General features: G+C 70.6%; 16 protein-coding genes. 11 read left to right on the top strand and 5 right to left on the bottom strand.

The features are described from left to right. Window positions 1-75: 75 nt before the first annotated feature. The 3 genes from ABT158_RS30935 to ABT158_RS30945 are packed head-to-tail and all read right to left on the bottom strand — an operon-like array spanning window position 76 to window position 2,937. Window positions 76-1,290, bottom strand: coding sequence for an aminopeptidase (locus ABT158_RS30935; protein ID WP_352359367.1), 1,215 nt, complete (start codon window positions 1,288-1,290; stop codon window positions 76-78). After that, the gene (locus tag ABT158_RS30940) at window positions 1,271-2,425 is read right to left on the bottom strand and encodes an MFS transporter (RefSeq protein WP_352359369.1); all 1,155 of its coding nucleotides are present in this window, start codon (window positions 2,423-2,425) and stop codon (window positions 1,271-1,273) included. Before ABT158_RS30940 ends, ABT158_RS30935 begins: the two co-directional genes overlap by 20 nt. Continuing rightward, window positions 2,422-2,937, bottom strand: a complete 516-nt coding sequence (locus tag ABT158_RS30945) for an ArsR/SmtB family transcription factor (RefSeq protein WP_352359371.1) — start codon at window positions 2,935-2,937, stop codon at window positions 2,422-2,424. The genes ABT158_RS30940 and ABT158_RS30945 overlap by 4 nt, the downstream gene beginning before the upstream one ends. Window positions 2,938-3,024: 87 nt before the next feature. Here ABT158_RS30945 and ABT158_RS30950 point away from each other — a divergent pair, with 87 nt between their 5' ends. The 9 genes from ABT158_RS30950 (at window position 3,025) to ABT158_RS30990 (ending at window position 9,632) form a co-directional block, all read left to right on the top strand. Further along, window positions 3,025-3,804: an MBL fold metallo-hydrolase gene (locus ABT158_RS30950; RefSeq protein ID WP_352359373.1), complete on the top strand. Its 780-nt coding sequence runs from the start codon at window positions 3,025-3,027 to the stop codon at window positions 3,802-3,804. Window positions 3,805-3,825: 21 nt separating this feature from the next. Beyond that, window positions 3,826-3,990, top strand: a complete 165-nt coding sequence (locus tag ABT158_RS30955; RefSeq protein WP_352359375.1) for a hypothetical protein — start codon at window positions 3,826-3,828, stop codon at window positions 3,988-3,990. Window positions 3,991-4,027: 37 nt separating this feature from the next. Then, window positions 4,028-4,183, top strand: a complete 156-nt coding sequence (locus ABT158_RS30960; protein ID WP_352359377.1) for a hypothetical protein — start codon at window positions 4,028-4,030, stop codon at window positions 4,181-4,183. Next, entirely contained in the window at window positions 4,180-4,740 is a 561-nt protein-coding gene (locus ABT158_RS30965; RefSeq protein WP_352359379.1) for an SRPBCC family protein, read from the top strand. Before ABT158_RS30960 ends, ABT158_RS30965 begins: the two co-directional genes overlap by 4 nt. After that, a complete protein-coding gene (locus tag ABT158_RS30970; protein ID WP_352359381.1) occupies window positions 4,737-5,483 on the top strand; it encodes a DUF998 domain-containing protein in 747 nt (248 codons plus the stop codon). The genes ABT158_RS30965 and ABT158_RS30970 overlap by 4 nt, the downstream gene beginning before the upstream one ends. 222 nt (window positions 5,484-5,705) lie before the next feature. After that, window positions 5,706-6,086 carry a hypothetical protein gene (locus tag ABT158_RS30975; RefSeq protein ID WP_352359383.1) on the top strand — a complete coding sequence of 127 codons (381 nt, stop codon included), beginning with the start codon at window positions 5,706-5,708 and terminating at the stop codon, window positions 6,084-6,086. Between the two features lie 152 nt (window positions 6,087-6,238). Further along, window positions 6,239-6,865: a TetR/AcrR family transcriptional regulator gene (locus ABT158_RS30980; RefSeq protein ID WP_352359385.1), complete on the top strand. Its 627-nt coding sequence runs from the start codon at window positions 6,239-6,241 to the stop codon at window positions 6,863-6,865. 28 nt (window positions 6,866-6,893) lie between these two features. Then, window positions 6,894-8,264 carry a hypothetical protein gene (locus ABT158_RS30985; RefSeq protein WP_352359387.1) on the top strand — a complete coding sequence of 457 codons (1,371 nt, stop codon included), beginning with the start codon at window positions 6,894-6,896 and terminating at the stop codon, window positions 8,262-8,264. 120 nt (window positions 8,265-8,384) lie between these two features. After that, entirely contained in the window at window positions 8,385-9,632 is a 1,248-nt protein-coding gene (locus ABT158_RS30990; RefSeq protein WP_352359389.1) for an esterase/lipase family protein, read from the top strand. 443 nt (window positions 9,633-10,075) lie between these two features. On the opposite strand, the gene ABT158_RS30995 is transcribed toward ABT158_RS30990, so the two are convergent. Then, window positions 10,076-10,504, bottom strand: a complete 429-nt coding sequence (locus tag ABT158_RS30995) for a phosphatase PAP2 family protein (RefSeq protein ID WP_352359391.1) — start codon at window positions 10,502-10,504, stop codon at window positions 10,076-10,078. A 182-nt stretch (window positions 10,505-10,686) separates the two neighbouring features. Continuing rightward, window positions 10,687-11,103: a hypothetical protein gene (locus tag ABT158_RS31000; protein WP_352359393.1), complete on the bottom strand. Its 417-nt coding sequence runs from the start codon at window positions 11,101-11,103 to the stop codon at window positions 10,687-10,689. 143 nt (window positions 11,104-11,246) lie between these two features. Between ABT158_RS31000 and ABT158_RS31005 the strand changes: the two genes are divergently transcribed. Together ABT158_RS31005 and ABT158_RS31010 are read left to right on the top strand one after the other, a co-directional pair. Further along, complete coding sequence (locus ABT158_RS31005) at window positions 11,247-12,299, top strand: bile acid:sodium symporter family protein (protein ID WP_352359395.1); 1,053 nt, start codon at window positions 11,247-11,249, stop codon at window positions 12,297-12,299. A gap of 248 nt (window positions 12,300-12,547) precedes the next feature. Next, window positions 12,548-13,888: an MFS transporter gene (locus tag ABT158_RS31010; protein ID WP_352359397.1), complete on the top strand. Its 1,341-nt coding sequence runs from the start codon at window positions 12,548-12,550 to the stop codon at window positions 13,886-13,888. Window positions 13,889-14,016: the final 128 nt, after the last annotated feature.

Consider the following 14,016-nt stretch of genomic DNA (forward strand, 5'->3'; position numbering starts at 1 on the left):
TCCGTGGGAGCCGGGGGAGACCTCCTCCGGCCACCCAGCAGCCCTTAAGTCGACATTTCTGACTGTGGCAGGGCGTCAGAACTCCCAGGTGTCGTCGCGCAGGAGCACCACCTTCCCGCCGGGCCCCAGCCCGGTGACCGTGACGTCCGGGCCGCCGACCATGAAGTCGACGTGCACGCGCGAGGTGTTCACGCCTGCCGCGTCCAGCCGTGCGGGGTCGTCCGTACGCAGGTGGGCGGGCACGCCAGGAGGCAGCCCGGCGCCCCAGGCCAGGTGGCAGGTGGCGTTCTCGTCCAGAAGGGTCTCCAGGTAGGTGATGCCGCTCTCGCCCACCCGCGAGGAACGGTCGACCAGAGCGAGCTCGCCCAGCCGCGCCGCTCCCGCGTCGGTGGCCTGGTGCGCGCGAACGACGTCGGCTCCGGCGCTCGCTCTCACCTCGGTCACGACGCCATCGGCGAAGGTCAGCTCCAGGTCGCGGATGAGGGTGCCGTCGAGGGACAGCGGCCGGGTGGCGCGGACCGTACCGGTGACGCGTCGGTAGTCAGGGGTGGTGAACACCTCCTCGGTCGGCAGGTTGGCCTGGAACGGGCGGCCGTTGACGTCCTCCAGGCGGGCGGCGGTCCAGTGGGCGTCCGGGAGCAGGCCGATGGTCAGGTCGGTGCCGGGGCCCTCGAACCGCACGGCGTCCAGGCGCAGCTCGGTGAGCCGTCGGGCGCGATCGAGCAGTTCGGCGATGCGCTGCCGCCACGCCGCGCGCGGATCGGGCTCGTCGAGACGGAGGATGCGGCGCAGGTGCCGCCACAACCTGGCCTGGTCGGGCTCGCCGAAGACGGCACGGGCCCACTCGGGGGTGGCGTAGGGGACGATCGTCCAGCGGACCAGGTTGTTGAGCTGGAGCCGCTGCCGTGAGGTCAGCGACGGCATGCGGTCCAGCCCGACACGGATCGGATCCAGCCCGGCCAGGAGGTCGGGGGCGGCGGCGCCGCGGACGTTGACGATGATGCCGCCGTCCCGCCCCAGTTCGTCGTTGCGGGCGTCGAGCCACGAGGGCACCTCGGCCAGGCTCGCGGTGTCGGCGTGGCGGAGCCGGGATCGTTTGGCGTGCGGGTCGAAGTACCAGATGTCGGCGTAGCGGGCGCCTCTGGCGTAGGCGGCCTCGGCCAGGGCGCGGGCGAGCGGGGCGTGCTCGATCTCGGCGTTGATCAGCACCCGGTCGTCCGCCAGCAGGGGCACGGCCACGTCGAACACGACGTCGGCATAGTCGGACAGGTCAGCGGGGGGAATGGTCAAGGGGGGCTCCTTCGTGTTCGTTGTGGCGTATCGGCAGGAACAGCAGCGCTCCGGCGGCGGACACGGCGCCCACGAGGGCGAAGCCGCCGGCCAGGCCGAACCGGTCGGCGAGGACGCCGAGGGACAGAGCGGCGCTGAGGAATCCGACGTCGAAGAAGGCCGTCGTGGTGGCGACGGCGGATCCGCGCTCGCCGGCGGGCAGGCCGTGCACCGCCATCCGCAGGAAGGCGGGCAGCCCGAGGCCCTGCCCGGCGCCGATCAGCGCGATCGCGCACCATGTCCCGACCGGCGAGGGCCAGGCGGCAAGCAGGATCGATCCCGTCCCGGTCAGCAGGAGGGAGGCGACGGCCAGGCGCGCCGGGGCGGCCGTGGCGAGCAGGCGATGTCCGGCCAGCCGGACGGCGACGAGGACGCCGCCGTAGACCAGGAAATGGAGGCCGCCGGAGCCGCCGCCGAGCGCGGCGAGGTGCAGCGGCAGGAAGGCGCTGATGGCGGTGTAGCCCCACACGGAGGCCAGGTAGCCGAAGCCGGGTCGTAGAGCGGACTTGTGGTACAGCCGGGCCCGCCCGGTTCCCGGGTCCGGCCTGGTCCTCTCCGTGTCAGGGCTCATGGTCTTCGGCAGGGCGCGGCCGAGCACGGCCGACCCCAGCGCCACGGCCGCGGCCGTGATCCAGACGGCGGCGAACCCGGACGCGGCGTACAGCGTCTCGGCGATGACAGGCCCCGCGAGCAGGCCGGCGTTGACGACGGCGGAGAAGTGGTTGATCGCCGCGCCGGGCCGCCGGTGGTCGCCGGCCAGAGTGGCGAGGCCGACGTAGGCGAGCGCCTCACCGGCGCCGGCGACGCCGCGCAGGACGAAGAAGAGCGGTAATTGTCCGACGGCGAGCAGCGCGAGGGACGTGCCGGACAGCAGCAGCGCGCCCGCGCACAGGGCCGTGCGGCGTCCGGCCCTGTCGGCCACCCGTCCGGCCAGCGGGCGGGCGAGCACGCCGGCCGCAGCGGTGACGGCCAGCGAGACGCCCACCATGTCCGCCTGCTGGCCCAATGGGCCGGTGAGGTATCGCGGAACCGCCGGGACGAGCAGTCCGATCGACAGGAACGCGCCGGCCGCGCAGCCGAGCAGGCGGCCGATCACCGTTCGTCACGTAATTCGAGCAGCAGCGCGGTCATGCTGACCTTGACGCCGTCGTGCGGCGGTCCGGCCTTGTCGTGCAGGAGCGCCACGGCCTGGTCGATCAGGCCGACGATCTCCTCCCAGACGGGCCTGGCCAGCCACACCTCGGCGTCCATGGACGTGCGCCGGCGATCGGTCTCGGCCAGACGCCTGGCCAGGTCGGTGCTCATCGCCTGGTGGAGGAGTTGCCGTCCCTCGGACCGGTCGAGGCGCTCGCCGCTGGACGGGTCGTACCGGTAGCGCAGCTGCGGGCGGCCCTTACCTGCCCGCGGACGCTCGTCCGTCTGCTGGAGGAAGCCCGCTTTGGCCAGCTGGCGCAGGTGGTAGCTGGCCGAGGCGTGCGCGATGCCGAGTTCGTCGGCGACCTCGGTGGCCGACATCGACGCGCCGGTGAGCAGCGACACGATGCGGATACGCAGCGGGTTGGCCAGGGCGCGGAGAGGAACGAGGTCATCCGGATTTTCCAAAGGCACCTTGGGATATTACGTTTTCCCAACAGCTCTTGGGAAGAGGTGGCTTGCCGGCCGCTCAGAACGAGCGACATCCGTTAAGGTTCACCGATGCTGCTGACGATCCTTGGCGCATGCGGTGCGTGGCCGGCGGCGGGCCAGGCCTGCAGTGGTTACCTCGTGGAGCACGACGGGTTCAGGCTGCTCGTCGACCTCGGATCCGGGACGGTGCCGCGGCTGCTGGAACGGGTCGACGCCGATCAGATCGATGCGGTGTTCATCAGCCACGGACATCCCGACCACTGCGCCGACCTGAACCCGCTGCTACGGGCGCGCACAATGCGTGCTGACCCGGCGGCGCCGTTGCCGGTGTACTCGCTGCCCGGCGCCCTCGACGCGGTGCTCGCGCTGGACCGCCCGGGAGTGCTGACCGACGCCTACGTCCTGCACGAGCTCACCGTCGGCGACAGATTCGACATCGGCCCGTTTCACGCACGGACTCGCCTGCTGCCGCACTCGGTACCCAATGCCGGCATACGGCTGGCAGCGGGCGGACGGGTGCTCGCGTATACCGGCGACAGCGGCCCGAGCCCCGACAGGGTGGAACTGGCGCGTGACGCTGACCTGCTGCTGGCCGAGGCCACCTATGTGAACCAGGTCCCGGAGGATTCCCGACGTCACCTGACCAGCGCCCGTCAGGCGGGCCGGCAGGCGCTGGAGGCCCAGGTCCGGCACCTGCTCCTGACGCACCTGCAGCCAGGCACGGACACCTCGGCCGCGCGAGCCGCCGCCGGGGCCGAATACGACGGTGAGATCGGCATCGCCGCGTCCGGTCTCACCGTCGACCTCTCGTGCGCCAAGGTCTCAGGGATCGAAGAAGCGCAGGCTTGACCAGGACTCCACCCTGTGAGGTTGACCTGGGGGTTCGGCGTTTCTGGCGGCGCACGTCGTGATCAGCAGGGCGATCTGGATGACCTGCGCGTGATTTCCGGCAGGCGCGTGGTCGACCAAGCAGAATCACGGCAGTCGATCGCCTGGTTGCACCACTCCACGGACGACACCCTCTCACTATATTAGGTTTGACTTATATAAGTAGTGGCTGAAATTATGGCCCATGCACGCACTCGACGTGCTCGGCTTCTGGAGCCGGCACCTGGACGCGCTGGACACCGAAGTCGCGCGCGCCCGGCGCGAGCGCCACCCCCTGCTTGAGGACACTCCGTCCGCTGAGGGGCGACCAAGCTCGAACGACGAGAAGAAGGACGAATGATCGACATCGTCAACCAGACAAGCGCCACCCAGCGGGAGATCGGCAACCGGCCGGTCGCCGTCGGCTCGGGACGCTCACTGCTGCTGCGGCGCACGTACGACGCCACGATCGAGGCCGTGCGGAGCGCCTGCACCGACCCCGACCGGATCAGCCGCCGGCTCACCCCGATCGACGGCGACCTGCGGCTCGGCGGCGTCGAAGTGCGCCTGGCGCTCGGCGGTGACGGCGTCGGCACCGTCCTGGAGCTGGAGCACGCCGCACCTGCCGAGATCGTCGATGAGATGGCACGTACGTACGGGCCCGGTACCACGGTCGGCAGGGGAGTCGGCTGGGAGCTCGCGCTGCTCGGTCTCGACCTGTTCCAGGGGGGTGTCACGTTCGACCCCGCGACATGGGGGGACACGCCCGAGGCGAAGGAGTTCGTCACCGCCGGTAGCCACGCCTGGGGACCCGCGATCCAGGCCGCTTGGGGCGCCGGCGACGACGACCTCGCCGCGGCCGTCGCCTTCGCCGCGCAGCACTTCGCCCCCGTGACCGGCAGGGACGGCGGCAGATGACCCGCCGCGCGGTGAGTCGTCCCGTTCTCAAGACAGGAGCAGGCCGGATGACCGACAACCCCACCTTCACAACGGTCAGCAGGGCGACGAGGACGCTGCTGATGTGCGGCACCGTCGCCGGCCCGCTCTACATCATCGTGGTCCTGCTGCAGATGCTCACCAGGGACGGGTTCGACATCAGCCGGTACCCGGCCAGCATGCTGAGCAACGGTGACCAAGGGTGGATTCAGATCGCCAACTTCGTGGTCAGCGGCCTGCTGTTCGTGGCCGGAGCGGTCGGCCTGCACCAGGCTCGTGGTCCGGCGGGCTGGGGCGGCGCTTGGGGGCCGCGACTGGTCGGCGTCTTCGGCGCCGGGATGATCGCCGCTGCCTGCTTCTCCGCCGACCCTGCCGACGGCTTCCCGCCCGGGACGCCCGTCGGCCCGCCCACAAGCATGAGCACGCAGGCGATGCTGCACCTCCTCGTCTCCGGGATCGCCTTTCTCGCGCTGATCGCCGCCTGTTTCGTGTTCGGCCGGCGGTTCACGGCGGCCGGCCGTCGCCGCTGGGCCGCCTTCAGCAGGATGACCGGCGCGACCTTCGTGGCGGCCTGGATCTCTATCTTCGCGGCGCAGGGCTCCAGGGTGGCCAATGTCGCCTTCGCCCTCGCCATTGCGCTCATCATGGCATGGGCGTCGCTCCTGGCCGCGTACCGGCTGGCTTCGACCCGACGTCGTCGCGGCGTCGCCCTGACCGTGGTTTGACCGGGCACCGACCATGTCACCACGCACCTGAGCCAAGCACTCCAGAGCGCCACGGCTACCGGATCGCGTTCGAACGGCAAGACAGTGGTCCGCCCCGGGACGTTCCTGGAACTCCTGCTCGCCCCGTCGGAGTCATCATCGGTGGGAGCTCGAAGGCTGAGAGAGTGGTGCGGGCCTGTCCCGACTGCTGTGATCGGCACATTCCTCCAGCATGGTCCGGAGGTGCCGCTCACCGAAGATCGGCAGCCTGTTGGTGCACGCTGTGCGTGCGGTGGGGACCCATCGCTCGGCGAACGCGTTGGTGCGTGGTGCGCGGCGGGATCTTCAGCACCCTCCCAGGCGTGCTCGTTTCAGGATGCGGCGGATCGTCGCGCCGGCCCTGCCACCGCCACCCAGCTCGCGCTGCGCTCCCTGGCCCGCCGCTACCAGCAGTTGTCCGCCGAGATCGCCGACCTCGACGAACTTCTGGACGCCCTGCTGGCTGCGATCAGCCTGCGGCTGACCGTCCACGGCGTGGGCGCCGGCACCTCGCGGCGTTCACCCGGTCCCTGGCCGGGTCACAGGCCTATGTTGGCCGTCGCCTGGCCGGTGTGGATTCCGTGATCGTCATGGAGGGGATCAAGGCGTCACCCACCCCTTCGTGAACGCGCCGTAGAGCACGCCGCACCCCGTTTCGGCGGAGCAGCTTTGAGCCGAGCGCACCTACGTAAAACTTCCAGTTGCTGGAAGTTTCTAGTACGAGTATATTCGCTCGCATGCAGGAGTCGCGGCGGGAGCGGAAGAAGCGGGAGACCCGGCAGCGCATCGTGTCGGCGGCCATAGCCCTGTTCGAAGAGCAGGGCTATGAGCAGACCACCGTGACGCAGATCGCCGCGGCGGCGGACGTCGATCCCAAGACGTTCTTCAACTACTTCCGCACCAAGGACGAAGTGCTGTTCGTCGACATGGAGCGGGACTTCGACGTGCTGGTCGCAGCCATCGCGGACCGCCGCCCCGAGGAGGGCCCCGGCGAGGTGCTGGCCAGGGCGGTCGAGCGGTACGCCGCCCACCGCCGGCCCAAGATTCCCGCCAAGGAGGCCGCGGAGCTGTCCGGCGTGACCCGGCTGGCCCTGTCCACGCCGGCGCTCCAGGCCAAGGGGCTCTACCTGCTGCTCGACCTTCAGCAGCGCGTCGTCGGAGAGCTGCTGAAGGTCTTCCCCGGCCTCGACCCGATCACCGCGGCCGCGATGATCGGGGCCCTGATGGGCGCCATCCAGCAGGCGGGCCTGGCCAGCGTCCAGCTCGGCCGGTCCCAGGAGGAGTTGTGGGAGGCCGGCCGGCACGGCGTCGAGATCGCCATGCGTGGCCTGCGCTCGGTGCCGCCGCCCGTCCCGAACCCTTGACGTATCACCGCAGACAGGAGCGACGATCATGGGAGAGAGCATCCGGCGGGCCGCCCGCGACATGCGGCGCGCCGTAAAGGAAGGCCCGGAGGCGATCGCGCGGCGGCGGCGGGCTCGCCTGGCCGAGCTGGTGGCCCATGCCCGCGTTCACTCGCCCTTCTACCGCGAGCTCTACCACGACCTGCCGGAAGGGGCCGACGACCCGCAGCTGCTCCCGGTCACCGACAAGAAGACGCTGATGGCCCGCTTCGACGACTGGGTCGCCGACCGCGAGGTGACCCGAGAGCGGGTCGAGGAGTTCGTGGCCGATCCCGATCTGGTGGGCCACCGGTTCCTGGGCCGTTACCTGGTCACCACGACCACCGGCACCAGCGGGCAGCGCGGCCTGTTCGTGCAGGACGATCGGTGCCTGACCGTGCACACCGCCACCGGGTTGCGCACCGGCGCCGGACTGTCGGCCCGCGACGTCCTGCGCACGCTCGCCCGCGCCGGCCGCACCGCCATCGTCACGGCGCCCGGGGGCCACTTCGCCACCCTCGCCGGGCCGGCACGGGCGGCCCTGGAACGGCCGTGGCTGGGCCGGTTGATGCGGATCATCCCGACCGACCAGTCGATGGAGAAGATGGTCGACGAGCTCAACCGGTTCGATCCGGCCAGCGTCGCCGGTTTCGTCGGGCTGCTCACGCTGCTGGCAGGGGAACAGGAGGCCGGCCGGTTGCGCATCCGACCGGCGCTCGTCATCCCCGGCGGCGAGACGCTGAGCCCGCAGACCCGGGAACGCCTGGCCGCCGCGTTCGGGGCGAAGGTCCGCGCCGCCTACGCCTGTGGCGAGTGCGGCTTCCTCACCGCCGGCTGCCGGGAGGGCTGGTACCACGTCAACAGTGACTGGGTCGTCCTGGAGCCGGTCGACGCCGACCACCGGCCGGTGCCACCCGGGCGGCTGTCGCACACCGTCCTGATCAGCAATCTCGCCAACCGGGTCCAGCCGATCCTGCGCTACGACCTCGGCGACAGCGTCCTGATGCGTCCTGACCCCTGCCCGTGCGGCAATCCGCTCCCGGCCGTCCAGGTGCAGGGGCGTGCGGCCGATCTGCTCACCTTTCCCACCGGGGCGGGCGAGCGCGTCGGCGTCTCGCCCATGTCCTTCAGCACCGCGCTGGCCGTGCCCGGCATGGAACAGTTCCAGCTCGTCCAGACCGCGCCCACCGTCCTGCGGGTACGCCTGCGGGCCGCCGCCGGCGCCGACGCGGACCGCGTCTGGCAGGCCGCCCACGACCGGGCCGTCCACCTGCTCACCGAGCACAAGGCCGGTCACGTGACGATCGAGCGCGCCGAGGAGCCGCCGGAGCAGTCGGCCGGAGGCAAGTACCGCAAGATCATCCCGCTGCCGCAGCCCTGACGAGCGCCGGACTCTCCGCCGCTCCTACTCCCTGCTGCGGTCCTGTGTGAACCAAACCAGGGGCCGGTCGAGATCATAGCTTTAGGTGTCCGTGTGACCACTAATGGTGATAACTCTGGAGTGATCAACAAACAGCAGATCGCGCGCGCCCTGAGCGCCGCGCCGCCGGTCGTCCTGTCATCCAGCGCCAGCTCCAGGGCCGGCGCCACCACCACCGCCCCGCCCGCGGAGGATTGGAGCGACCGCTGGCCGCTGCCCGGCGGCACCGCATGGGTCTACTACGGCGAACGGAACCAGACCCTGACCCGGCCGGTGCTCCTGGCCGACGGCTTCGGATCCGGGGCCAGCGACATCGACGAGCTCTACGACGGCCTGGAGCGGCGCGCCTTCCCGCTGATCAGCGAGCTGCGCCGGCGCGACCGCGACGTCGTCATCATCGGCTACGACGACCGCGGCGCCTCCATCCTCGACAACGCGCAGACCGCCACCGCGGCGATCCACCGCGCCGCCGCCGAGCGAGCCGGCGGCAGCCGCCTGCTGGCCGGTGGGTTCAGCATGGGTGGTCTGGTCACCCGCTACGCCCTGGCCCGGATGGAGACGCAGCGCATCGACCACCAGGTCGGCGTGTTCTTCTCCTGGGACACCCCGCACCGCGGCGCCTACGTGCCGATCTCGCTCCAGGCGTTCGCGCACCACATCAACGCCTACGACTCGCGCTTCTCCGACCTGTTCAACAGCCCCGCCGCCCGCCAGCTGCTGGCCTGGCACCTGCCCGGCACCGACGGCGTGCCCGGCGTCGATCCGCTGCGTACCCAGTTCCTGCGCGAGCTGGAGTCCGTCGGCGAGTGGCCGCGCATCCCGCGCCTGCTCGCCGTCGCCGACGGCGCCGGCAACGGCGCGGGCAACGGCACCGGCGCCGGCGAGAGCGCGCTGCTGGGCACCGGCGACCTCATCACCGGCACCGACCTGCGCACGCAGCCCAAGGCGCCCGAGACCCTGGCCGGCCTGATTCGCCTGCTGACGCCCGACGTCATCGAGGTGCAGGCGCCGGGCGTCCCGTGCGTGGACGGCGCGCCCGGCGGCATCCTGACCGGGTTCAAGATCCTCGCCGACGCGCTCAACGCGATCGCCGAAGCCACCGGTCTCGGCCTGGACGTCGACAATCCGATCGCCGGCCACTGCTTCGTCCCGTCCATCAGCGCCGTCTCCGTCCGCGACGTCACCGAAGCCGACCTGTACACCGACATCGACGCGCTGTCGCCGGACGAGAGCGACTTCGACGACTTCCTGTGCGCCAGTGACAACCGCGGCCACACCGAGATCACCGAAGAGGGCGCCACCTGGCTCCTGGACCGCCTGCCCGACTAGAACGCGCAACCAGCCTCACGACAGCTGCGCATCCTCGATGGCGACGCTGTCGGCGAGTTGAGCAAGCGACGAAGCGGCCCCGTGATCACCAGTGTGATCACGGGGCCGCTCTTTGTCGTGTCTTGAGGGGGAACGACGTCTTCGGTGTCATCGCGTGCGCCGGGTTCTGTGCTGATCCCTGCAAGCGGTGGCGGCTGCCGTGACGATGGCGCCGGGCCTGACCGGCACGAGCGGCGCCCTGGCTGCGGCCGACCCGACATGCGGAAGCTGGACGTCCAGTCTCGTCTTCCCCGGCCTGTCGGCCCGAGCCTGCATCTGGGGGACCGGAGCCGCCTGGAAGCAGGCCCAGACGGAGGTCTTCAACGGCACGGGATTCTCGGTGGAGGTCGAGAACCTCACCGCCCGCCTGGAGTCTCTTCCCGCGGATGCCCGCTGCGTCAACATCAACCTCCAGAACGGGCAGACGGCGTTCTGCGGCACTCGCAGCGTGCCCGACGACAACCCCTTCCAGTTCGAGCGTCCACCGCCGGCGGCCGGGGACGGGCGACGACCACCTTGACCAGCGCGCCCACGCCCCACCCCGCCGCGATCACCGTCAGCACGCCGACGGCGGCGCGGGTCCGTCCCGAAACGGCGACACCCACGACGAGGAGCACGGCCAGGGCCGTGCCCACGACGGTGCCGAAGCCCACGTTCAGGACCTGCGCCGGCGCGGTGAGCCATGGGCCGCGCAGCGACTGCACCGCGTGGCTGACTCTCATGTCCACCGCCGTCCACGCCGGCGTGCGCGCGGCGAAGCCGACGACCACCCCCAGGCCCAGAAAAGCCGCGGAGACCCGCACCGGGACGGTCGTTGTGCTGCCTGATCTCATGAACGCACGGTAGAGAGCGACGTGACAGCGCCCGCTCAGCACTCGGTTAGCGCGGCGCTTACCTTCCCGCAGGCGCGGGCCCGGGGCAGGTGCGGGGTTCCGGCCAGGATTAACCCCACGTTGTGGTCCGCCGAACCTGCTGCTGTCCCGCGTCTCCCCAGACTGAGTGCGTCAGTACGACGTCAATGCATCGGAGATAGTTCAATGCGTAAGTCCATGCTCATCCCCGGTCTCGCCACCGTGGTCGTCCTGGTGGCGGGCGGCGGGGCTGCCGCGTACGCCTCCTCCTCGACCAGAGCCCCGCCCCCACCTCCTCCCAGTCCTCCGCCACCCCCTCCGAGCAGGCCCCCGAGAACGAGGCCGGCACGCCCGCGGAAAGCGCGGACCCCAACGAGGGCACGCAGGAGGACGCGCAGGGCCAGCAGGCCGAGGCCGAGGACGGCAACGACGACACGGCCGGCCCGCAGGCCGAGGCCGAGGACGGCAACGACGACCAGGGCGCCGAGAAGGCAGAAGCCGAGGACGGCCAGGACGACAAGGGGCAGGAAGCCGGCTCCGAGACCCAGGAGGGCAAGCAGGGCCAGGCGGGCGACCAGCACGAGCAGGAGAGCAAGGGCGACGCCGCCGAGCCCGAGGACGGCTGAGCCAGGCGCCGGGCCCCGCCGACTTGTCGTCGGCGGGGCCCGGCCCGTTCCTGCCCCCCGAAGTCAAGGTCACTGACGGTAATCGATAGGTTGCTCAGATGGTCTACCGGGTGGTGGGCGCGGTGCAGCGGCGGCTGCTCGCCTTGATGATCGTCTGCTATCTGCTGGCTGCCGTCGCGCCGCGGCCGGGCGAGGCTTTGCGGGTGATGGCGCTTGGATCGGGTGGTTCTGTCACGGTGCCCATGGTCTTGCTGGCGGTGATGTTGTCGAGCGCCGGTCTCGGGGTGCGGGTACGGGATCTGCGCACCGTGGTGGGTCGGCCCCTGCGGCTGGCGTCGGGCGTGGCGATGAACGCGCTCCTGCCCGTGGCGCTCTTGCCGGTTGCTGCGATGTGCCTGCGGGCCTGGCCCGACGCCGCGGAGGTGGAATGCCTTGCGGTCGGGTTGCTGCTGGTGCTGGCCATGCCGATCGCCGGCGGAGCGGCGTCATGGGGGCAGAACGCCGGCGGCAACGTTCCCCTGGTGGTCGCCATGGTCGTGGGCTCGACGCTGCTCAGCCCGGTCACGGTTCCGTGGGGGCTGACCGTGTCCGCCGCCCTGGTCGGCCCAGGGGGCGCCCGCAGCCTCGATGACACGGCGCGGCTCGACGGGCTGGCCGGGACAGCGGGCGCGGGCCTGTTCACGCTGGCCTTGATCGTGCTGCCCTCTCTGGCCGGGATCCTTGCGCGGGCCATGCTGGGGGAGCGGCGAGCGGCACGCATCACGCCGGTCGTCAAGCTGGTCAACATCGTGAACATCCTGCTGCTGTGCTACCTCAACGCCTCCGGCGCGCTCGGGCAGGCGCTGTCGCCCCCCGACCCTGACTTCCTGGCCCTGGCCGTCGGCGTGGCCGGCGCGGTCTGCTGCCTGTCCTTCCTCGTCGGCAGGTGGATGTCCCGATGGACCCGATGCGACACTTCCGACGGCATCTCCCTCACCTTCGCCACCGGCATGAACAACACCAGCGCGGCGGCGGTCCTGGCCACAAGCTGGTTCGCGCACCGTCCGCAGGTCCTCGTACCGATCCTGGCCTACAGTCTGCTGCAGAAGCTCGCCGCCGGTCTGTTCGGCACCCGGCCGCCATCGCCAGATCGCTTCCCGCAGGAGAAGTGATCGTTTCTTGAACTCTGCCGGGGCAGTTCTACATATCCGGACATGTAGGTCGTTCGGTCGCTAGAGTTGACGCTGTTGCGGAATCCCGTCCGCCTGGGGAGCTGAGGAGCACTGATGTCCACAACGATGACCGGAGCTTCCGTCCGCCCCTTGGCGACCGCGGTCGCAGGCTTGTAACGCCGCGCGTGTAGCAGCAGAGCCAGCACACATCCCGGTCGCCGGGGCGAGGTGACACGTGTCACCGGCCCATGGCGCTGTTCGGCGTCTTCATCCGCCTTTCCGGGAGTTCTGCTGTGTCCGCTCGTCATTCTTCGCTGCCCCGTGTACGTGTCCTGATCGAACGCCTGACCGCTGCCCCGTTCGGCAGCAAATCTCGACGGCCGAGGTCGGCTCCGCCTGCTCCGAACTCCGCTGATCAGACTGTCGACCGGAATGTCCGCCTGCTGAGCTGGTTCAACTTCTTCGGCGACTTCCGCATGTACGGGCCGATCATGGTCATCTACTTCGCGCAAGTCACCGGCTCGTACACCGCTGCCGCCAGCCTCCTGGCGGTGAAGATGCTGTCGTCGGCAGCGTTCGAAGTCCCTACCGGGGTGCTCTCCGACCGTCTCGGCCGACGCGGCACGATGATCGCCGGCGCCGTCGTCATGGTGACCGCCCATCTCGGGTACGCCATCGCATCGGGCTACGGCCTCCTCCTGGCAGCTGTTGTGCTGGAGGGACTGGCGAGCTCACTGTGGAGCGGCAACAACGAGTCTCTGCTCTACGACACGTTGCTCGAAGCCGGCCGGGAGGAGGAGTTCCCCCGGCACTCGGGCCGGGTGAACTCGATGTTCCAGATCGCGCTCGCACTGGCGGCAGCCATCGGTGGCGTGGTCGCGGGCGCGTGGTCGCTGCGTGTGGTGGTCGTGCTGTCGATCGTGCCGCAGGTGCTGTGCCTGCTCGTCGCCTTGCGGGTCCGGGAACCGCGGGTGCACGGCCCGCTGGAATCGAACGTGCTGGCGCATCTCGGATCGGCCCTGCGCGGCATCCGCCGTAATCCGGTGCTCCGCCGGATGACTCTGGTGTCGGCGCTTCGTTTCAGCAGCGAGAGCGCGGCCCAGTTGTCCCCTGCTTTCGTGGCAGGGCTGTGGCCGCTCTGGGCGCTGGGCCTGTGGCGCACCTTCGGCCATGGCGTGGCCTTCGTCGGCTTCCGCGTCAGTGGTTGGGTGATCGGCCGGATGGGCGCGGCCCGCGCTCTGCTGTTCGGTGAGCTGTTCGACAACGTGGCGAACTTCGTGGCGCTGGTCAAGCCGACGGTGTTCTCGCCCGTGCTGATCGGGTCACCGGCCTACGGCATGTCGACAATCGCCCAGCAGACGTTGCTGCAACGCGAGTTCACCGACAGGGAACGCGCGACGATGGGTTCGCTGGCGTCGCTGCTCGGCAGCGTGCTCTACGCGCTCGTCGCCCTGGGAGCCGGCCTGGTGGCAGACCGTTGGGGCATCGTCCCGGCGTTGCTCGCGATCCAGGCGGTGGTGCTGACGGCACTTCCGCTCGCCTGGTGGGTGCACGCGCACGCTCTTCGCTCCTTGCGACCTGCTCTCTGAGGCGTCCAGCAGATTCCGGACAGTCGGCGTGGGCCCGCCGCGCCCGGCGGGCCGGTCCACCGCCCCCTTCTCCAGCTCCGTCAGCCATCCACGCCGATGGCGCGGTCGCGGCCCACGCGTTCGCGCCC

This window comes from Nonomuraea sp. NPDC001636 (assembly GCF_040298265.1).
In the GTDB taxonomy this organism is placed as follows: Bacteria; Actinomycetota; Actinomycetes; order Streptosporangiales; family Streptosporangiaceae; genus Nonomuraea.

Coding starts and splice junctions, on each gene's coding strand:
- ABT158_RS30950 (WP_352359373.1), top strand. CDS start 3,025: ATGCTGCTGACGATCCTTGGCGCATGCGGTGCGTGGCCGGCGGCGGGC.
- ABT158_RS30960 (WP_352359377.1), top strand. CDS start 4,028: ATGCACGCACTCGACGTGCTCGGCTTCTGGAGCCGGCACCTGGACGCG.
- ABT158_RS30965 (WP_352359379.1), top strand. CDS start 4,180: ATGATCGACATCGTCAACCAGACAAGCGCCACCCAGCGGGAGATCGGC.
- ABT158_RS30970 (WP_352359381.1), top strand. CDS start 4,737: ATGACCCGCCGCGCGGTGAGTCGTCCCGTTCTCAAGACAGGAGCAGGC.
- ABT158_RS30980 (WP_352359385.1), top strand. CDS start 6,239: ATGCAGGAGTCGCGGCGGGAGCGGAAGAAGCGGGAGACCCGGCAGCGC.
- ABT158_RS30985 (WP_352359387.1), top strand. CDS start 6,894: ATGGGAGAGAGCATCCGGCGGGCCGCCCGCGACATGCGGCGCGCCGTA.
- ABT158_RS30995 (WP_352359391.1), bottom strand. CDS start 10,504: ATGAGATCAGGCAGCACAACGACCGTCCCGGTGCGGGTCTCCGCGGCT.
- ABT158_RS31005 (WP_352359395.1), top strand. CDS start 11,247: ATGGTCTACCGGGTGGTGGGCGCGGTGCAGCGGCGGCTGCTCGCCTTG.
- ABT158_RS31010 (WP_352359397.1), top strand. CDS start 12,548: ATGGCGCTGTTCGGCGTCTTCATCCGCCTTTCCGGGAGTTCTGCTGTG.